The following is a 20,208-nucleotide window of genomic DNA, read 5'->3' on the forward strand; positions in this document are numbered from 1 at the left end:
CCTGATCATCCTGAGTGCCCTTCACGACTTGATGCGATTAACGACCGTATTTTAGCTGCAGGGTTAGATATTGCACTTACTCACCTTGATGCCCCGCTTGCTGAGCGAGAACAGTTACTGTTAGCGCATTCAGAGAATTTAGTTAAAACAATCGAAGACAAAATCCCAGAGCAAGGTTTAAGTGACCTTGATGGGGATACTTGGCTGTGTCCTGATAGTTTGCTTGCCGCAAAACGAGCTGCCGGCTCAGGTTTATTGGCCGTTGATAAAATTTTAGCGGGTGAATTGGATGCGGCTTTTTGTGCAGTGAGGCCGCCCGGCCATCATGCGAATAAAGACAGCTCATCTGGCTTTTGTATTTTTAATAACATTGCAATTGCTGCGCGGTATGCACAGCAGCAAGGTGTAAAACGCATTGCAATTCTAGATATTGATGTGCATCACGGTAATGGTACTCAAGATATCTTTGTTGATGACCTCGATGTGCTGTTTTGCTCCATCTTCCAACACCCTTTTTATCCAAATACCGCAATTGATAGCAATGAACATATTATCAATACCCCAATGACTGCTGGCATGGCAGGGGATGATTTTGAACGTGCATTGCTCGACACCTGGTTTCCTAAATTAAAGCAATTTGAGCCTGAATTAATTTTTATCAGCGCTGGGTTTGATGCCCATTATGAAGACGATATGGGCGGTTTACAGTTAGTTGAAAGTGATTACTTATGGTTTACGGAACAAGTTGTATCTTTATGCAAACAAGTTAACTGTAAAGGCATTATTTCGATGCTGGAAGGTGGTTACAACAATTCCGCTTTGGGCCGCTCTGTTGCGACACATTTAAAAGTGTTAACGGGTCTTTAATTTATTATTTTTTCTCAGAGTTAGCTTGTTAACTAACATGTTATTTAGGGGATAGCTTGTTCTGTATCAAATGTCCTGTTTTCCTGATCAGTAAAATCCCGATACCCGATTGTCCAATAAATGGTTATTCATATGACTCAAACTAGCAAAAAGCTTCGTGTTGAAGATGTTATGTCTACGGATCTTTTAGTGTGTTCGCCAGAACAAACGCTATCAGAGTGCGCTTGTCGTATGCGCAAAGAAAATGTAAGTTCAATTTTTGTAAAACAAGATGGCAGAATTATTGGTGTATGGACAGAAGGTGATTGCACCAAGGTTGATTTCTCCGATCCTGATGTATTTCTTCAGTCTGTTGAGCAATACATGACATCACCAGTAAAAACCATTTTGCAATCAACTCAACTGTCTGAAGTAACAGTGTTATTCCATAACTCTGGTTTTCGTCATTTACTCGTCACAAAAGGGGGAGATGAAGAACCTGTTGGTGTTATCAGCCTAAGTGATGTAGTTCGCAGTCAAGGGCTTGAGCATTACTTACATTTTAAAACTATCGAAAGTAGTTATGTTGCTGAAGTACCAATAACGCAAGGAGATATTTCGGTAGCCAGAATTAGTGAAATCATGCGTCAACGCCGTTCTAATTGTGTTTTAATTGATAACGCAGAAATAGGGCAAACCGGTATTATTACCGAGCGTGATTTACTGACCATATTAAGTCGAAAACAAGTGGATAAACCGGCATGGCACTATGCCAGTTGGCCACTTTTAACCGTGCACTATACAACGAGCTTGTTTAAAGCATATCAAATCCTGAAGTTAAAACAGATTCGCCATTTAATCGTTGAAGGGGATAATGGTGAAATTCTCGGGGTGTTAGCGTTACGTAATATTCTCAGTGAAATTGAATCTGCGTATATGCAAGAACTTGAAACCGTCTTGTATCAACGTGATAGAGCGCTAAAAAAATCGCAAAAGAATCTTTATTTAGCTGAGCAAATTATTAATGCCTCACCTGATGGCATTATGATCACTGATTCTCGAAATACCATCTTGCAAGTAAACCCTGCTTTTACACAGCTTACGGGGTTCGGTGAACAAGAAGTGCTTGGTCAAAAACCGTCGATGCTGAGTTCGGGCCGTCATGATAAGCACTTCTATGACAAAATGTGGGCACATCTTCGCAACAAAGGTGTATGGCAAGGGGAAATTTATAACCGTAAGCGCAATGGTGAAATATTCCTTGAATGGCTCACGATTATTTGTATCCGTGAAAGCGATGAAGAAGAGGCGCTATATGCAGCGATTTTCAGTGATATTACTGAGCGTAAACGCAATGAAAAACGCATTAAAACCTTGGCTTACTTTGATGAGTTAACACATTTACCTAATCGCCGATTATTCAATGACCGTTTGGAAATGGCTTTAGCAACTGCTCATCGTGATAACAGCAAAATTGCGGTGATGTTTCTTGATTTAGACCATTTTAAACAAGTGAATGACACCCTTGGTCACAGTGCTGGAGACGAACTCTTAAAGCAGGTTGCCAAACGATTGCAAAACTGTATGCATGAAGGTGATACGCTTGCGCGTTTAGGGGGAGACGAATTTACTTTATTACTGACTGAAATTGATGAAGTTAAAAATATTCACCGCTGTGCCGCAAGCCTCATTGAAGCACTGCGCGACCCGATTCAAATTGGTAATACTGAAATTGTCATTACCACCTCGATTGGTGGTGCAATTTACCCTGATGATGGTCAAAATGCTGAAACCCTGTTGAAACATGCTGATATTGCGATGTATCGCTCTAAAGAGATAGGGCGTAATTCTTTTCAACTTTACAAACCGGCAATGAATGCACGCTCGCTTGAGCGTATGGCGATTGAAAATAAACTAAAGCAAGCGCTTAAAAAGAACGAATTTAGTTTGTATTACCAGCCAAAAATTGACAGTTTTACCCATCAAATCGTTGGTGCAGAAGCATTATTGCGTTGGCATGATAGTGAGCTTGGTTTTATTTCGCCAGCAAACTTTATTCCTTTAGCAGAAGAATTAGGGTTGATAGTTGATATTGATATTTGGGTGATCAATGCAGTATGTAAACAAATTCAACTTTGGCATAAAAAAGGCATATTTGATAAACGCATTTCAGCGAATGTTTCTGCACTTCATTTTACCCAGGGGAATTTGGCACAAACAGTTAAAAACGCATTGAATATATGGCAAATAGATGGGCGTTATTTAGAAATTGAAATTACCGAAAGTAGTTTTATTCGCTCGTTAGAAGATGCTAAAAAGGTACTAAAAGCGCTTAAAAAGTTAGGTGTGAGTTTATCGCTCGATGATTTTGGTACAGGCTATTCGGCATTAAGTTATTTGGCGCGTTTACCGATTGATACTTTAAAAATTGATGCTAGTTTTGTTGCCAAAGTACCTGACGAATACGGCAATAGTCAGATTGTGAAGGCCATTGTCGCTATGGCACATAGTCTCGAATTAAATTTAGTAGCTGAAGGTGTGGAACAAGCTCATCAATTGGCATTTCTACAAGAGCTTGATTGTCAAGCAATTCAAGGGTATTTCTTTAGCAAACCACTTAGCGCAGAGCAGTTCGAACTTTTTTGCGAGGCGCATCGCCCCGCAAAATTGCAAATAGACTTAGCGCCTAGTAACTCATAGTAACTTCATATGAAGTAAACTTACGAATATTAATTACGCCGTTATCAAAAATTAGGTATTGGCCTTTAATACCCTGTAAAACACCTGATACTTGCGGGTCTTTATCAAAGTTAAATGAACTTATTTTGCTCGGGAATTCCGAGATAGGAAAATCAAGCTCTACTATTTCTTCATTTAACTCGGTAATCGCTGTTGCACCAAATAACTCACTGAGCTCGGTTAATTTCGGACGAATTTGCTCAATAAGCTCCGCACCCTGGCGTTTTAAATCGATAGATTCGCCATTGCCTTTTAGCATATTACGCCAATTTGTTTTATCAGCAATAAACTCAGCAAGCGCGATTTCTAAAAGGCCAGATTGATGGCGTGTGGCCACTTTAAAAATCGGTAATGCTTGTGTTGCACCTTGATCAATCCAGCGCGTAGGGATTTGTGTATGGCGCGTAATACCGACTTTAATGGCAGTTGTATTTGCTAGATACACATAGTGTGGGATCATGCAATTTTCTTCGCCCCACTGTGGCTCGCGACAGGTCCCTTGCTCAAAGTGACAGGTTTCAGGTTTCATAATACACATGTCGCAACTGGCGAGCTTTCGCATACAAACAAAGCAATGACCTTGTGAATAACTCTTTTTGGTTTTCTTTCCACAGTTACTACAGAAAATATTGCCACTAAAGGTGAATGATAGTGGTTTGCCTATCAAATCATTTAAATCGACAGTATGTTCGCCTACAGGTAGTTTATAACTAATAGGCGAAGTGTGGCTCGCTTGCATTTTACGCAAAGTACCAGTGAGTTGTGTTGCTTGCATTTAAAGCCCCTAATCAAGCAAAAAGGTTATCGTATCAAAGCTCGGAAAGATTACCAATGCGAGATTTTTGCGCAAGTAAGAATGAAATGAGAATTCTAAAATTCATTGTTGGGGCAAGTAACTCCCCTTGCATAAAGTCACACTGGCACTGATTGACTATATCGGCGAATTCTTGATTATCAACGTCAATTGCGGTGACACTTAAATCGAGCCCTTTGGCTACATCTACCATAGCGCTTAACAGTAAAGTCAGCTTGTGACCTTGAATATTTGCTTTTGTAAATATATGACCAATACGTACATCACTAAAGCCACATTCACGCGCTTCAAATAGTCGGTCGAGATCGCCATGAAAGTTATCCAAGCCAAAATTAAAGCCAAGATCGAGCAGCTCTAGCAATGTTTCTTGTTGTTGGCTTTGCTCATCTAATACCGGATGCTGGGTATAAAGCGTTATATTATCGGTATCGAAATGTGTTATTTGCTCAGATAACCAACCAATAAAACCACTGTGGTTTAATTGATTAAGTGAAAGTGTGAGTGAGAAGTGACAATGAATATTTGATTCTTCAAGAGCGGTAATTGCAGCAAACAGTTCTGTAAATAGCCAGCGATTTAGTTGTACATTGAGTCCTGTATCTATCGCAAGTTTTAGGATTTCTTGTTGGCTAATTTCACCAAACTCAGAATGTGGCCAAGAAAGCTGGCATGAAAGCGCAGTGAGTTTTTTATTATTAACGTGATAAATCGGTGTAAACTTTAATGCTAGTTGCTTACCTTCGATAGCACTGTGTAACTCAGAGGCAAGGTTAAACTGCTGCCCAATATCGTTAGTACTTTCTTTTTTATAATGTAATAATGCAATGCCCTCTTGTTTTGCTTTAAATAGCGTTTGCCAAGTTTTTCGAAGTAACAGACCACTACGTTGATTGCTGTAAATGCTTGAGCAAGCAGCAATATGACTTGATAAGTTAAGTAAAATACCATCAATTAATAACGAAGTGGGAATATGGGATTGCAGGTTATGCAATAGCTTATTGAGTGATTCGCGGTTTGTACCATGTTTAAGTAACAATGCAAAAACGCCATCGCGCAGGTAAGCGAGTTTTACTGTATTAAGTCCCAGCTCTTCAATAACAATAATATTCGATTGATTAATGAGCAGCGGCTTTAACGATGTATAAACTTGATTGACCAAATCCTGTTTTGCTTTTGGTGCCATGTAAGGGATAAACTGACCAAAATTCTTCAGTTCAATAAAGCAGGTAATAAAGTTCTGTTGCTGTTCGATTAATTGTGTAATTTTATACTTGTATAGGGTTTCATTTGGCAACTGTGAGCTGGAATCATGGGTGGCTTTAAAGTAGCTCTCACGTTGCTGATGCGAAAATTTATCGGCTAAAGCCATCGCCATCAAAAGTACCTCTAATAGCACACCGATTAAAAAAGCATGACGAGTCAAGAAGGTATGCTCTAGTACACCAACTAATACCAAAGGCTGTATTGCACCACTTACGATCAGTGGTAACCAAGAAAAAAAGTAGTATTTTGCCCAAACAAAATCCGTAAGTAAGCGGTTAAAGACGATAAGTATAATTGTAATGTAGAGCGGTACCATGCAGACAAAAAAGACGGGCGCTGCGTAGTACTCTGGTAGGAAAAAGCTGCTAACACCACCTATTAATAAAATGGCTAAAGTGCCATTAATCAACGTATTTAATTTGGTTTTTATTGTGGCATAGCGTAAAAACAAAGACCCAAAAATCAGTGCACAAATTGTGACACTAAAGTTGGTTGAAACCACATACACTTGCAACCAGTTTTGTATTGGCGTTGGCCAGATATAATAGCCAAAGCCAAGAACACATCCCATCATCATTAAAGTAGATAATATATAGCCAATATAGGCCAGATAAACGGTTTCTCGAATGCTAACAAACAATATTAAGTTGTAGAGCGCAATCATTACGGTTACACCAATAAATAACCCCCAAATTAGGTAGCTAAACTTTTTTACGCTATTAAAGTTATCAACTTGATAAATGGTTAAAGGTGTCTTTGAAATACCGCTAGTTTTAATTCGGGTTACAATGGTACTGCTTTCTTTTGCATTGAGCGTAAAATTGAAATGTGGAAAAGCTTGTTCATGCAGTATTAGGCTAGGTAATCTATCACCCAATAATTTGTGTTTTACAATGTTATTGTTAGTGTCTAACTGCCAAATTTCGAGCTGATCGAGCATTGGGTTATCAAAGTGAGCTGTGAGTTGCTCTGCATATTCAGTACGATTGGTAACGCTTACTTTAAGCCAATAGGTTTGTGTGCCAAATTGCCATGGCACATCGGAAATCTCGGTGTTTTGAAATGTTTGGTTTAGTGCATCAGCTAAATTGGCACTGCTCTGTTCGTCGACCCAATAAGATGATTTTAAGTAAATTGCATGGGTACGCTCGATAGAGTTTGTGGTTGGATCACCAATATTAAAAACCAACGATGCAATCACCAGTGATAAAGCCGAAAATAGCATGATTGCTATAAATAAATAGACAGACTTTAACTGGTTCATGAGCACCCTTGATGTTTAACAGCTTATAGAGATTAGATTAAATTAGCTGAAATAGGTAGCCTCAAGTTCTATTTTAGCGTTGGTCTTATATCCCATTTGCACAAAAACAAATCAACCTACGTAATGTAGGTTGATTTTTTATGCGGTTATTAAAAAACTATTAACTATTATTTTCGCGAGCAATTGCACGGTAAGCAATATCAGTGCGGAACTCAACGCCATCCCAATTGATCTCATCAACTAGTTTATAGGCATTTTGCTGCGCTTCAGTGACTGTGTTACCAAGTGCTGTTGCACATAATACGCGACCACCTGCAGTAACGACATTGTTGCCATCTTGCTTGGTACCCGCGTGGAATATTTTTGTGCCTTCAGCATAATCAACACGTAACCCCGATATTGTATCACCTTTAGGGTAAGAGCCCGGGTAACCAGCAGCTGCTAGCACGACACCTACAGCTGCGCGTGAATCAAACTGAATATCAGTTTTATCAAGCTCAACACGGTTAGCAGCTTCAATCAATTCAACTAGGTCTGATTGTAAACGTAGCATAATAGGCTGTGTTTCAGGATCACCGAAACGGCAGTTATATTCAATTACTTTAGGAGTGCCATCAGCAGTAATCATTAAACCTGCGTATAAGAAACCTGTGTAAGGATGACCTTCATCACTCATACCTTTCACTGTAGGGTAGATTACTTCATCCATAATTCGCTGGTGGATTTCAGCTGTAACGACTGGTGCAGGTGAGTATGCACCCATTCCACCTGTGTTAGGGCCTTTGTCTTCGTTATAAGCGCGTTTGTGATCTTGAGAGGTGGCAAACGGAAGTACGTTTTCACCATCAACCATAACGATAAATGATGCTTCTTCACCTTCAAGAAACTCTTCAATAACAACGCGGCTACCCGCGTCGCCAAACGCATTGCCAGCAAGCATATCGCAAATTGCATCCTCAGCTTCTTGCTCAGTCATAGCAACGATTACACCTTTACCAGCTGCTAAGCCGTCGGCTTTAACAACAATTGGCGCGCCTTTTTCTTTAAGGTATGCAAGTGCAGGGTCGATTTGCTCAAACGTTTGATAATCCGCTGTTGGGATTTTATGACGTGCTAAGAAATCTTTAGTGAAAGATTTTGAACCCTCAAGCTGTGCCGCAGCCGCCGTTGGTCCAAAAATCGCAAGACCTTCTTCACGGAATTTATCAACTACACCAATTACCAGCGGAGCCTCTGGGCCAACAATGGTAAGTTCAACGTTATTTTCTTTTGCAAAAGCAACAAGTGCATCAAGGTCTTCTACACCAATTGCTACGTTTTCAAGCTTTGGCTCAAGCGCTGTACCTGCATTACCAGGTGCAACAAATACTTTTTCAACTTTTGCTGATTGTGCCGCTTTAAACGCAAGTGCGTGCTCGCGACCACCACTACCAATTACTAATACATTCATTGGAATTCCTTTACCTATTCAGGTTTTCTAAACTTTAATGTCATACGATCACTTTCTCCAATTGCTTGGTATTTGGCGATGTCTTTATTACCTAACGCTAAACGCGGAGGCAAGGTCCATACACCTTTTTCATGATCGGCTGTGTCTAAGGGATTGGCGTTAACTTCGCTCACGGCTTCTAAAATAAATCCAGCTTTTTCAGCGTGTTCAATAACCCAGCTCTGCTTTACATAACCCGAGCGCTTGGCTTTAGCGCTATCGCGGTTTTCTGGTAGACGGTGATCTACTAGACCTAAAACACCACCTGGCTTAAGTGCAGTAAAAAATGCTTTAAAGGCTTCATTGATGCCTTCGATATCTTTTTGCATATACCAGTTATGTAAATTACGGAACGTTAATACCATGTCAGCGCTGCCTGCTGGCGCGATATTATGGTGTGTGCCTGGGTAAAACTCAGAAAGGGTCACGTTTTCATATAAGCTATCGCTTGCCAATTTATCTTGAAATTGGTTTAGAGAACGTTGGTAGTATTTAACTTCTGAATCGGAAGGAAAATGAGCTGCAAAATATTGACCATCTTTTTGTAAAACAGGCGCAAGGATTTCAGTATACCAACCGCCGCCTGGCCAAATTTCCACCACGGTCATATTTGGCTGAAGACCAAAAAATGCCAGTGTTTCTTTTGGATGACGGTATGTATCTCGCGCTTTGTTTTCGCTTGAACGGTTATCAGCAGTCGCAGTTTTGGTAAGTAATGTATCGATATCTGTCGATGCACATCCAGCTAAAGTAAGCGACAGGGCAGTTACTAAGGCTTTTACTGTGAGTTTCATTTTCTTCCTAGTTTTTATTTTTATTAAGCAACATATAGCAAAATTAACAGCTTAGTGCGAGCAAACAAAGTGCTCGCACTAACAAGTTTGCAAGCAAATATTAATGGCGGAAATGACGCATACCAGTAAATACCATCGCCATGCCGTGCTCATCTGCTGCAGCGATAACTTCTTCATCGCGCATTGAGCCACCTGGCTGAATTACTGCAGTAATACCCGCTTCTGCTGCTGCATCGATACCGTCACGGAATGGGAAGAAAGCGTCAGATGCCATTACTGAACCTGCTACTTCTAGGTTTTCATCAGCTGCTTTGATACCTGCAATTTTTGCAGAGTAAACACGGCTCATTTGACCTGCACCCACACCGATTGTCATACCATCTTTTGCGTATACAATCGCATTTGATTTAACAAACTTAGCCACTTTCCAGCAGAACATTAAGTCTTTTAATTCTTGCTCAGTTGGTTGTTTCTTAGAAACAACGCGTAGGTCGCCCATATCAACCATGCCCTGGTCGCGATCTTGTACTAAGATACCGCCGTTAACACGCTTAATATCAACACCTGTTGTTTTGTTTGCCCACTGACCACACTCAAGTAAACGTACATTTTGTTTTGCTGCAACAATTTGTGCCGCTGCGTCAGAAACGCTTGGTGCAATGATAACTTCAACAAACTGACGTGAAACAATAGCTTCAGCTGTGTCTGCATCTAGTTCGCGATTAAATGCAATGATGCCACCAAATGCTGACGTTGGGTCAGTTTTGAATGCGCGGTCGTAAGCGTCAAGAATGTTGTCGCCAATTGATACGCCACACGGGTTTGCGTGTTTAACGATTACACATGCAGGTGCGTCAAATTCTTTAACACATTCAAGCGCTGCGTCTGTATCTGCAATGTTATTGTACGAAAGGGCTTTACCTTGTAACTGTTTTGCAGTGGCAACAGATGCTTCTTCAATGTTGTTTTCAACATAGAACGCTGCGTCTTGGTGTGAGTTTTCACCGTAGCGCATATCTTGCTTTTTAGTGAATTGGAAATTAATTGTACGCGGGAATTTAGACTCTTCAGTCTCCGCTGCATTTTCGCTGTAATCCGGTACTTGTGTACCAAAATAGTTAGCGATCATGCCATCGTATTGTGCAGTATGCTCAAATGCAGCAATTGCTAAGTCAAAACGTGTTTCATACGTTGTTGCGCCATTGTTTGCATTCATTTCAGCGATAACGCGATCGTAGTCGCCTGCGTTGACAATAATGGTAACGTCTTTGTTGTTTTTAGCGGCAGCACGCACCATTGTAGGGCCACCAATATCGATGTTTTCAATAGCATCTTCAAGTGAACAACCTTCTTTTGCAACAGTTTGTGCAAATGGGTAAAGGTTAACTACCACCATGTCGATTGCAGAAATATTGTTTGCTTCCATTACACCTTCGTCAGTACCGCGACGGGCTAAAATACCGCCGTGGATTTTTGGGTGTAATGTTTTAACACGACCATCCATGATCTCAGGGTGACCTGTGTGGTCTGATACTTCTGTTACTGCGATGCCGTTGTCAGCTAAAAGCTTACATGTACCGCCAGTTGAAAGAAGTTCAACGCCTTTCTCTGAAAGCGCGCGAGCAAATTCTACAATACCTGTTTTGTCTGAAACGCTTAATAAAGCGCGACGAATTGGACGTAATGTATCCATGGTAGTTTTGATTACCTCAAAATTTGATTGATAGTGCGAGAAAACACTTAATTTAAACGAATATTTTAACTTACTTTTGTCTATAACACGACGGCCAATTGCCGAATTTATAAACAAGACCTGTAGCGCTGGTCTTTAACTACTTTTTACATGAATTGTAATAAAGTAGTGTGTTTTTCGGGGTTAGAAAAACAAAAAAGCACCCGAGGAAACCAAGGGTGCTTTTTATTGCACCAGAAGGTGCGTATTAGTTCATACCGTACTTTTTAAGCTTCTTACGAAGAGTACCGCGGTTGATACCTAATAAGATAGCTGCGCGAGTTTGGTTACCGCGAGTATATGTCATTACTTCTTCAAGTAACGGCGCTTCAAGTTCTGAAAGAACTAGCTCGTAAACATCTTGTACATCTTGACCATTAAGTTGCTTTAAGTAGTTGTGAACTGCTTTTTTACAAGCATCACGTAATGGTTGTGGTTTCTCTTGAGACTGAACATGTGCGTTAGTAATAAATGGAGAAGTCACGTTTTGTTCGAACATCGTCTTTCTTACTCTTTGTTAATTATCTGCTAGTGTTTCAAAGTACTTTTCTAATGAATCGATTTGCTCTTGTTGAGAGTCGATAGCATTAAATACTCGCCTAAATTGACCTTCACGGTCATGAGCCTGCAAATACCATGAGACATGCTTACGCGCTATTCGCACACCCATTACATCACCATAAAATGCATGAAGATTTACCAAGTGTTCCATTAGAATACTTTGTACCTCGTCCATTGCTGGCTCGGGTAGTAACTCTCCGGTGGTGAGATAATGGTTTATCTCCCTAAAAATCCAAGGGCGACCTTGTGCTGCACGGCCTATCATCAAAGCATCTGCGCCCGTATATTCCAACACCTGTTTCGCTTTTTGCGGTGATGTAATATCACCGTTAGCTACCACAGGAATGGAGACTGAACTTTTAATGTCCTTAATTGTTTGGTACTCAGCTTCACCCTTGTACATACAAGAGCGCGTACGGCCATGAACCGCTAGCGACTGAATACCATTTTGTTCAGCGATGCGCGCAATCTCTACACCATTTCGGTTATCAGTATCCCATCCTGTACGGATTTTTAACGTGACTGGTACATCAACCGCATTAACTACGGCTTTGACGATATCAGTAACGAGTTCGGGGTACTGCAAAAGGGCAGAGCCTGCGAGCTTTTTATTCACTTTTTTTGCTGGACAACCCATATTGATATCCACAATTTGTGCGCCATTTTTGACATTAAATTGGGCTGCTTCCGCCATCAGTTGTGGGTCAGCACCAGCAATTTGCACACTGCGAATACCAGACTCGCCGGAATGATCCATACGAGACATTGACTTTTCGGTTTTCCAAACCTTAGGATTGGATGACAACATTTCAGATACAGCAAGGCCTGCACCGAGTTGACGGCATAGCTGTCTAAACGGTCTATCTGTTACTCCTGCCATAGGAGCAACCATTAAGTTATTTTCTAACTGATAAGGGCCTATCTGCACAATAAATCTGGGTCACCAATCAAGGGGCGCTAAGTTTACGGTTTTTTTTGCAAAAATCAAAGCCTATTATTTATACAAAAGTGGTTTTTTTTTAAACTTTTGATATTGACTTTTTGTAACGAGCTATCGAGCAGAAAAAAAGGAAGATTTTTGTTAGCAAAAGTAACAAATCCTTAACTCAATAAGCCTTGAGCTAAGGATTTTAAAGGGACTCGGCAAAATGATGGTTAGTTCTTTTGACCTGCTACGCGCATCCATTCACCATCTTGTTGGCTTGTTTCGAGGCTTGCATATTGGCGGTAAATATCTTCAACAGAACCCACTTGTTCTTCGAGAATACCGGATAATGCAAACTGGCCACCTGATTTTAGTAATCCTAAGATAACTTGATGCAACTCTCTGAGTGGTTGTGCAAGAATGTTGGCCACTAATACATCTGCTTCAAATTCAGGTTGATCTTCAGGTAAGTAAACTTCAAGTAAATCTGCAACACCATTTCGCTCAGCATTATCACGGCTAGCAGCTAGCGCTTGAGGGTCGATATCGATGCCAATTACGCGTTTTGCACCTAATTTAAGTGCAGCAATACCTAAAATGCCTGAACCACAGCCAAAATCGACAACTGTTTTACCTGTTAAATCTAAGCTGTCTAACCAGCGTAAACAAAGTGCAGTTGTATTGTGTGTGCCGGTACCAAAAGCAAGGCCAGGATCTAGTAATACGTTGACCGCTGATGGATCGGGCACATCTCGCCAGCTCGGGCAAATCCAAAGTCTTTCACCAAACTGAATAGGGTGGAAATTATCCATCCATTCGCGTTCCCAGTCTTTATCTTCCAGTTGTTCTACTTTATAGACAAAGTTTTCTTGTAATACTGGCAGCGTTGCAAGTTGATCAGTAATTGCTTGCATATCGACACTGGCATCAAATAAACCGATTACCGTGGTATCTGTCCACAGAGTGACTTCGCCAAGTTTTGGCTCATAAATTGGAGTATCTTTAGCATCAACAAAGGTAACTGAAGGGCAGCCAAGCTCCATTAGTTCATCGCTAATAACTTCAGCTGTTTCTTTGGTGGCATTTATGCGAATTTGGATCCACGCCATAATCTTTTTCCTGTAAGAAAAAAGGCCGCAATGTGCGGCCTTTTAGTTTAACTGTTTACTTAGCCTTTGAAGTCTAAGAAGCTTTTCAGTAAGTCTGAACGTGAAGGGTGGCGAAGCTTGCGAAGTGCTTTCGCTTCGATTTGACGAATACGTTCACGCGTTACATCAAACTGCTTACCTACTTCTTCTAATGTGTGGTCAGTATTCATGTCGATACCGAAACGCATACGAAGTACTTTTGCTTCACGCGCTGTAAGACCTGCAAGTACATCGTGCGTTGCATTCTTGAGGCTTTCCATTGTTGCCGAATCAACCGGCGATTCAATGGTGCTATCCTCAATGAAATCACCTAAGTGCGAATCTTCATCGTCACCGATTGGTGTCTCCATTGAAATTGGCTCTTTTGCAATTTTCAGTACTTTACGGATTTTATCTTCCGGCATTACCATGCGCTCTGCGAGTTCTTCTGGTGAAGGCTCACGACCCATTTCTTGTAACATTTGACGTGAAATACGATTTAGTTTGTTAATCGTTTCAATCATGTGTACTGGAATACGGATAGTACGTGCTTGGTCAGCAATTGAACGTGTAATTGCCTGACGGATCCACCATGTAGCATAAGTTGAGAACTTATAACCACGGCGGTATTCAAACTTATCAACTGCTTTCATAAGACCAATGTTACCTTCTTGGATTAAATCCAAGAACTGTAAACCACGGTTGGTGTACTTTTTCGCAATTGAAATTACAAGACGTAAGTTTGCTTCAACCATTTCTTTTTTCGCACGGCGTGCTTTCGCTTCACCGATTGACATACGACGGTTGATATCTTTAATGCGTTCTAGGTTAAGACCTGTGCTTTCTTCCATAAGACGAAGCTTGTTGATACAACGTTCAACTTCAGGTTTAACTTCTGCAAGTTTATTTGAGTAAAGCTCGCCTGCAGCAATTTCTTTGTCTAACCATGCTAAATCTGTTTCATTGTTAGCAAAGTTTTTAACAAATGTTTTCTTAGGCATTTTTGCAATTTGAACTACTTGCTTCATAACGATACGTTCTTGAACACGAATACGGTCCATCATATCGCGCATGTTTTTAACCATGCGATCAAATTGCTTAGGCATTAATTTAAAGGTACGGAAGTGCTCACCGATTTCAGTAATAATCGCTACTGCATCTGGGTGCGAACGGCCTTTTTCTTCAAAAATAGTGCGTGCTTTGTTGTAAAGGTCGCGAAGTTTTTCAAAGTTTTCGCGCGCTTCTTCTGGATCTGGACCAGTATCGCCTTCGTCTTCGCTATCTTCATCGTCTTCTTCTAGATCTGAATCTTCATCATCTAGTTCTTCTTCTGATAGCTCTGAACCAATGTGCGTTGCAGAGATCATTGAGTCATCTGCATCTGGATCGTAGAAACCGCTGATAATATCGCTTAGGCGAACATCTTCAGCAAGGTAACTATCCCACTGCTCAAGTAAGTGGTTAATTGCTTCTGGGTATTCAGCAACCGATACTTGTACCTGATTGATACCGTCTTCAATACGTTTAGCGATGTCGATTTCGCCTTCACGTGTAAGTAGTTCAACAGTACCCATTTCACGCATATACATACGTACCGGGTCAGTAGTACGACCGATTTCTTTTTCTACCGTAGCAAGGGCTGCCGCGGCTGCTTCTGCAGCATCTTCATCGGTTGTGGTCTCTTGCATCATAAGCTCATCGGCATCAGGTGCATTTTCTACTACCTGAATACCCATGTCGTTGATCATGCCGATGATGTCTTCAACTTGTTCCGAATCTATGATGTCTTGTGGAAGGTGGTCGTTAACTTCGGCAAATGTAAGGTAACCTTGCTCTTTACCTTTTTGAATGAGGAGTTTTAGCTGTGACTGAGGAGTTTGCTCCATAGAGGTAATCTCTTCCACTTTGATAAGTTGATACAACGGGCGCCTTAAACAACTCGATACAAGACGCAGTGAATAGGCGATTATAACACTAAAGGTTGAATCTGGCTAGTTGTTATCTGCCTTTTAATGCAAGTGTAAGCAGCGAATATTCCTGTTTTTCGGCTTTACTTAACCCTTGCGTTTTCTCTTTTATTAATAGGGATTCAAGGCGCAAATTTAAACACTGATCTTCAATAAAATTAAAGGTGCTTTGAAATTCACTGACTAACGAGTCTTGATTGACTTGGTGCTGCCAAGATGCAAGTTTTGCTAATGGCGCATATTCAGGGCTTTCTCTAAACTGTTCAAGTAGTTGTGCAGTCGTGATTTGTTTATTTAGGGCACTTTGCTGTAATTGAATAAACAGCTTAATTCCTGGTACTTCCATTTGCGCAAGCTCAGGTTGAAAAGGGACTTCGCTTGCCAGTTCAGGATGTTGTAATAGCAAGCCAATGGCGCGACGCATTGGCGTTATTTTAAATTTTTTGGCAAGGCCTTGTTGCTGCTTAGGAGTGTTTATTTTCTTTTGTAGCTGAGCACGCGTACGGCCAATTAAGCGCGCTAATTTTTCGAGTAAGTTTTCTTGATAAAAATCACTCGGCACTTTTTCAATTAAAGGTAGCGCTTGTTGTAATAATTTTGATTTGCCAGCATCTGTAGTCAGATTAATTTCTTGCGCGAGGCGATCAAATAAGTAAGCCGAAAAATCAGTTGCATTATCATAGCGCAGTTCAAAAGCTTCTTTACCTTCTTTTTGCACAAGTGAATCAGGGTCTTCACCATCGGGTAAAAACACAAACTCTAATGCTTTGCCGTGATTTAAATAAGGCAGTGCATTTTCAAGCGCGCGCCAAGCGGCATCGCGACCTGCACGGTCACCATCGTAGCAGCAAATTATGCGGTCAGTCGTTCTAAATAAGGTATGAATATGTTCAGGTGTGGTTGCTGTACCAAGCGCCGCGACGGCGTAATTAATGCCTTTTTCGGCAAGCGCGACGACATCCATATAACCTTCAACTACTAAAATTTGTTCAAGCTTTTTGTTTGCTTGTTTTGCTTCATACAGGCCATAGAGTTCAAAGCCTTTGTGAAAAATACGCGTTTCAGGTGAATTTAAATATTTAGGACCATTGTCGTCACTATTCATTACGCGACCACCAAAGGCGATGACACGGCCACGTTTATCACGAATAGGGAACATCAAGCGGTCGCGGAAGAAATCAAACTGGCGCCCTGCTGATTTTTCGCTGGCAAGTTTAAGTTCTAATAACTGCTTTTTACTGTCTTGATTTTTAGCAAATGTATTACAAACCGCATCCCATTCACTTGGTGCGTAACCAATCATAAATTGCTTAGCGGTTTCGCCAGACAGGCCACGACCTTTTAAGTATTCGATAACTTGGGATGAATTAGCATGGTGCTTTAGCTGATGTTGGTAAAACTTAGCAACATGCATCATGAGTTCATAATCCGAACGTTTTTGCTCGGTGCTGACCTGAGGGCCTTGATTTGAAGCGTTTTCTCTTGGCACATCAAGGTTAAGCATTGCAGCGAGTTCTTCTATGGCATCAACAAACTCGAGTTTTTCGTATTCCATCATAAATGAAATAGCGTTGCCATGCACACCACATCCAAAACAATGATAAAACTGTTTATCTTGCGATACCGTAAAAGACGGTGATTTTTCGTTATGGAATGGACAACATGCCTGATAATCCTTGCCTGCTTTTTTTAAGCCTACTTTACCGTCGATAAGATCAACAATATCGGTTCTGGCTAATAGGTCATCAATAAAGCTGCGTGGGATTTTTCCGGCCATGGTCAGTTTTTAATTGTTTCTAGTGGTGTGGGGTAGTGATGTAGCATACCCAAAAAAGCATGCTTAAGCTAGACGTTATCATAGCCTAGAAATGAAGAAACCGAGCAAAAGCTCGGTTTCTAAAGCTGTTAAGGCCAGCAGTTATTGACTTGAGAAAGTCAGCCTTTAAAACTCTGGATTAAGCGCTTAATTTTTGCTTAATTAAACCTGAAAGTTTGCCCATATCTGCGCGACCTTCAGCTTTAGCTTTAAGCAAGCCCATCACTTTACCCATATCTTGCATACCTGACGCACCACTTGCAGCGATAGATTCGTCAATTAAAGTAAGAATTTCTTCTTCAGTAAGCGGTTTTGGTAAAAACGCTTCAAGTACTTTAATTTCGTTCGCTTCAACTTCAGCTAAGTCCTCACGACCAGCATCACGATACTGAGTTTCAGAATCTTTACGCTGTTTTACAAGTTTGACGAGCACTGAAGTAATTTCAGCGTCGCCTAAAGTAACTTGTTCGTCGATTTCTTTTTGCTTAACAGCTGCCAAAACCATGCGAATTGCTCCAAGACGTAATTTGTCTTTAGCGCGCATTGCATCTTTTTGTGCATCTTTAAGTTGTGCTAAAAGGCTCATTTACAAGACCTAATCTAGATTAGTAAAGTTTTACGCGACGAGCGTTTTCGCGAGAAAGCTTCTTCATGTGACGCTTTACCGCAGCTGCTTTTTTGCGCTTGCGCTCAGCTGTTGGCTTTTCATAGTGCTCGCGACGACGAACTTCTGAAAGGATACCTGCTTTTTCACATGAACGCTTGAAACGGCGAAGAGCTACGTCAAACGGCTCGTTTTCTCTAACTTTAATAACTGGCATTAAAAAATCACCTACTTAGTAATATGTTTCTACTTAAATGAGTTTTATTAGCTAAACATTTAGCTAGTGCCACTCATCTCGGTTAAGATTTAACCGACTAGTTCAAAAATGGTGCGGCATTGTAATCTGAAGCACCACGCAATGTAAAGAATAATTATACCAAAGATGGTAAAAAGCTGACAAAAAATCTGAAAGCTTGTAAAATCGATGCCTTAGCTTAATTCAACGAGCTTTAATTATTATTTTAGGAGAGAAACTTGCGTATTTTGGGTATTGAATCGTCTTGTGATGAGACGGGTATCGCGATTTATGATGATGAACAAGGCTTATTAGCTCATCAGTTATATTCTCAAGTGAAAGTTCATGCTGATTACGGTGGTGTTGTGCCAGAGCTTGCTTCACGTGACCATGTACGTAAAACAATTCCTTTAATTGAAGCCGCATTTAAACAGGCTGGCTGTGGTCCAGAAGATCTTGATGGTGTTGCTTACACCGCAGGCCCTGGTTTAGTAGGTGCGTTATTAGTGGGTTCGTCAATTGGTCGTTCGCTTGCTTATGGTTGGAATGTGCCGGCTGTCGCAGTACATCATATGGAAGGGCATTTACTTGCGCCTATGCTTGATGAAGAGGTGCCTGAATTCCCATTTATTGCATTACTTGTATCGGGTGGTCACAGTATGATTGTTAAGGTAGAGGGTATTGGGCAATACACTATCTTAGGTGAATCCATTGATGATGCAGCAGGTGAAGCGTTTGATAAAACAGCTAAACTACTAGGGCTTGATTACCCTGGAGGTCCACTGCTTGCCAAGCTTGCAGAAAAAGGTGAACCAGAAGTATATCGTTTTCCGCGCCCAATGACCGACAGACCCGGCCTTGATATGAGCTTTAGTGGTTTAAAGACATTTGCAGCTAACACCATTAACAGTGAAAAAGATGAAAATGGCGAAATATCTGAACAGGTGAAAGCGAATATCGCCCACGCGTTTCAAACTGCGGTAATTGACACGTTAGTTATCAAATGTAAGCGTGCGCTAAAAGAGTATGGTATTAAGCGTTTGGTTATTGCAGGTGGTGTGAGTGCAAATGTGTATTTACGTGAGACCTTGGAAAAAGTGATGACGGGCATGCAAGGGCGTGTTTATTATCCGCGTACCGAATTTTGTACCGATAATGGCGCGATGATCGCTTATGCGGGAATGCAGCGCTTGAAAGCAAAGCAATACGCACCACTTGATATGCGCGCCAAACCGCGTTGGCCACTTGATGAGTTAGAAGCGATTTAACTGATTAGTTAAAATAGAAAAGCCGAAATTATTCGGCTTTTTTTTGTGTTACTTTTGGCTCTTTACCTTGTAATAAGCGAATAATATTTGCGCGGTGGCGAAATACAATAAGTGCCGCAAGCATAGTTACAGGCAACACATATAAAGGTTTTATAAACCACGTAAATAATGGTGCAAGACTGACCGTAATAATGGCTGCTAGTGAAGAGTAGCCCGTTAACCAAATTAATCCTACCCAAGTTAAAATGAGCAAGCCTGCTAATGTGAAACCTAGCGGTAATAAACTTCCAAAAGCGGTAGCAACAGCTTTACCGCCTTTAAAACCAAAAAAGATGGGGTATATGTGACCGAGACAGGCTGCGATTGCAATAAAACCAAGATAAAGAGGTTCAATTTTTAAGAAATAAGCGCCATAAACTGGAATGGTGCCTTTCAATACGTCAAACACTAATACTAAGCTGGCAGGCAGTTTACCGCCAATACGATAAACATTGGTTGCACCTGGGTTGTTTGAACCCGTTGTTCTGGGATCAGGTAAGCGAAACAGCTTACAAATGAGCACTGCTGAAGAAATGGAGCCAAACAGATAGGCAAAGACAATCATTAAGCTTGCTAACACAGTGTTCCTTATTTTTTCTTTAGCAAATATAGGCTATTATCTGCCGCTAATTCTTTTCAGCGGATTTACCCATAAGAGTACCTATTTTTTTCTCTAATTGGTATCCGACCACAGTATAATTGGGGTGAATACGGGTGCAAGACAA

General features: G+C 40.9%; 16 protein-coding genes. 3 read left to right on the forward strand and 13 right to left on the reverse strand.

Going from position 1 to position 20,208, the window contains the following annotated elements:
* Positions 1–867 (forward strand): histone deacetylase family protein (locus ABYD77_RS10675; protein WP_372769685.1); only part of this gene is annotated, 867 nt, incomplete at its 5' end.
* A gap of 132 nt (positions 868–999) precedes the next feature.
* Positions 1,000–3,546 (forward strand): EAL domain-containing protein, encoded by a 2,547-nt coding sequence (locus ABYD77_RS10680; RefSeq protein ID WP_372769687.1) that lies wholly within the window; start codon positions 1,000–1,002, stop codon positions 3,544–3,546.
* Here the strand turns inward: ABYD77_RS10680 and ABYD77_RS10685 are convergent.
* From ABYD77_RS10685 to rpsU, 12 genes are all read right to left on the reverse strand, one after another.
* A complete protein-coding gene (locus ABYD77_RS10685) occupies positions 3,533–4,360 on the reverse strand; it encodes a DUF2797 domain-containing protein (RefSeq protein WP_372769689.1) in 828 nt (275 codons plus the stop codon). The two genes, ABYD77_RS10680 and ABYD77_RS10685, sit on opposite strands and share 14 nt — an antisense overlap.
* A gap of 34 nt (positions 4,361–4,394) precedes the next feature.
* A complete protein-coding gene (locus ABYD77_RS10690) occupies positions 4,395–6,926 on the reverse strand; it encodes an EAL domain-containing protein (RefSeq protein ID WP_372769691.1) in 2,532 nt (843 codons plus the stop codon).
* A gap of 160 nt (positions 6,927–7,086) precedes the next feature.
* The gene (purD, locus tag ABYD77_RS10695; protein WP_372769693.1) at positions 7,087–8,376 is read right to left on the reverse strand and encodes a phosphoribosylamine--glycine ligase; all 1,290 of its coding nucleotides are present in this window, start codon (positions 8,374–8,376) and stop codon (positions 7,087–7,089) included.
* A 14-nt stretch (positions 8,377–8,390) separates the two neighbouring features.
* On the reverse strand, positions 8,391–9,209 hold the full coding sequence (locus ABYD77_RS10700) for a class I SAM-dependent methyltransferase (RefSeq protein WP_372769695.1): 819 nt from the start codon (positions 9,207–9,209) through the stop codon (positions 8,391–8,393).
* A gap of 100 nt (positions 9,210–9,309) precedes the next feature.
* Entirely contained in the window at positions 9,310–10,902 is a 1,593-nt protein-coding gene (gene purH, locus ABYD77_RS10705; protein WP_372769697.1) for a bifunctional phosphoribosylaminoimidazolecarboxamide formyltransferase/IMP cyclohydrolase, read from the reverse strand.
* 247 nt (positions 10,903–11,149) lie between these two features.
* Complete coding sequence (fis, locus tag ABYD77_RS10710; RefSeq protein ID WP_010561030.1) at positions 11,150–11,440, reverse strand: DNA-binding transcriptional regulator Fis; 291 nt, start codon at positions 11,438–11,440, stop codon at positions 11,150–11,152.
* Between the two features lie 18 nt (positions 11,441–11,458).
* The gene (gene dusB, locus ABYD77_RS10715; protein ID WP_372769699.1) at positions 11,459–12,430 is read right to left on the reverse strand and encodes a tRNA dihydrouridine synthase DusB; all 972 of its coding nucleotides are present in this window, start codon (positions 12,428–12,430) and stop codon (positions 11,459–11,461) included.
* 227 nt (positions 12,431–12,657) lie between these two features.
* The gene (gene prmA / locus ABYD77_RS10720; RefSeq protein WP_372769701.1) at positions 12,658–13,536 is read right to left on the reverse strand and encodes a 50S ribosomal protein L11 methyltransferase; all 879 of its coding nucleotides are present in this window, start codon (positions 13,534–13,536) and stop codon (positions 12,658–12,660) included.
* A 59-nt stretch (positions 13,537–13,595) separates the two neighbouring features.
* Positions 13,596–15,440, reverse strand: coding sequence for an RNA polymerase sigma factor RpoD (rpoD, locus tag ABYD77_RS10725; RefSeq protein ID WP_372769713.1), 1,845 nt, complete (start codon positions 15,438–15,440; stop codon positions 13,596–13,598).
* A gap of 112 nt (positions 15,441–15,552) precedes the next feature.
* Positions 15,553–17,298, reverse strand: coding sequence for a DNA primase (dnaG, locus tag ABYD77_RS10730; protein WP_372769703.1), 1,746 nt, complete (start codon positions 17,296–17,298; stop codon positions 15,553–15,555).
* Positions 17,299–17,476: 178 nt separating this feature from the next.
* Positions 17,477–17,923 (reverse strand): GatB/YqeY domain-containing protein, encoded by a 447-nt coding sequence (locus tag ABYD77_RS10735; protein ID WP_372769705.1) that lies wholly within the window; start codon positions 17,921–17,923, stop codon positions 17,477–17,479.
* A 19-nt stretch (positions 17,924–17,942) separates the two neighbouring features.
* On the reverse strand, positions 17,943–18,158 hold the full coding sequence (gene rpsU / locus ABYD77_RS10740) for a 30S ribosomal protein S21 (RefSeq protein WP_010362466.1): 216 nt from the start codon (positions 18,156–18,158) through the stop codon (positions 17,943–17,945).
* Positions 18,159–18,415: 257 nt separating this feature from the next.
* Here rpsU and tsaD point away from each other — a divergent pair, with 257 nt between their 5' ends.
* Positions 18,416–19,444: a tRNA (adenosine(37)-N6)-threonylcarbamoyltransferase complex transferase subunit TsaD gene (gene tsaD, locus ABYD77_RS10745; protein ID WP_372769709.1), complete on the forward strand. Its 1,029-nt coding sequence runs from the start codon at positions 18,416–18,418 to the stop codon at positions 19,442–19,444.
* A 28-nt stretch (positions 19,445–19,472) separates the two neighbouring features.
* On the opposite strand, the gene plsY is transcribed toward tsaD, so the two are convergent.
* Positions 19,473–20,063: a glycerol-3-phosphate 1-O-acyltransferase PlsY gene (gene plsY, locus ABYD77_RS10750; RefSeq protein WP_372769711.1), complete on the reverse strand. Its 591-nt coding sequence runs from the start codon at positions 20,061–20,063 to the stop codon at positions 19,473–19,475.
* Between the last annotated feature and the right edge of the window lie 145 nt (positions 20,064–20,208).

The organism is Pseudoalteromonas sp., assembly GCF_041629635.1.
Lineage (GTDB): Bacteria > Pseudomonadota > Gammaproteobacteria > Enterobacterales > Alteromonadaceae > Pseudoalteromonas.

What these genes read in the sequence shown, in the direction of transcription:
- rpoD (WP_372769713.1), bottom strand. Translation starts at nt 15,440, where the DNA reads ATGGAGCAAACTCCTCAGTCACAGCTAAAACTCCTCATTCAAAAAGGT.
- ABYD77_RS10735 (WP_372769705.1), bottom strand. Translation starts at nt 17,923, where the DNA reads ATGAGCCTTTTAGCACAACTTAAAGATGCACAAAAAGATGCAATGCGC.
- dnaG (WP_372769703.1), bottom strand. Translation starts at nt 17,298, where the DNA reads ATGGCCGGAAAAATCCCACGCAGCTTTATTGATGACCTATTAGCCAGA.
- prmA (WP_372769701.1), bottom strand. Translation starts at nt 13,536, where the DNA reads ATGGCGTGGATCCAAATTCGCATAAATGCCACCAAAGAAACAGCTGAA.
- ABYD77_RS10685 (WP_372769689.1), bottom strand. Translation starts at nt 4,360, where the DNA reads ATGCAAGCAACACAACTCACTGGTACTTTGCGTAAAATGCAAGCGAGC.
- purH (WP_372769697.1), bottom strand. Translation starts at nt 10,902, where the DNA reads ATGGATACATTACGTCCAATTCGTCGCGCTTTATTAAGCGTTTCAGAC.
- ABYD77_RS10690 (WP_372769691.1), bottom strand. Translation starts at nt 6,926, where the DNA reads ATGAACCAGTTAAAGTCTGTCTATTTATTTATAGCAATCATGCTATTT.
- ABYD77_RS10680 (WP_372769687.1), top strand. Translation starts at nt 1,000, where the DNA reads ATGACTCAAACTAGCAAAAAGCTTCGTGTTGAAGATGTTATGTCTACG.
- purD (WP_372769693.1), bottom strand. Translation starts at nt 8,376, where the DNA reads ATGAATGTATTAGTAATTGGTAGTGGTGGTCGCGAGCACGCACTTGCG.
- fis (WP_010561030.1), bottom strand. Translation starts at nt 11,440, where the DNA reads ATGTTCGAACAAAACGTGACTTCTCCATTTATTACTAACGCACATGTT.
- rpsU (WP_010362466.1), bottom strand. Translation starts at nt 18,158, where the DNA reads ATGCCAGTTATTAAAGTTAGAGAAAACGAGCCGTTTGACGTAGCTCTT.
- ABYD77_RS10700 (WP_372769695.1), bottom strand. Translation starts at nt 9,209, where the DNA reads ATGAAACTCACAGTAAAAGCCTTAGTAACTGCCCTGTCGCTTACTTTA.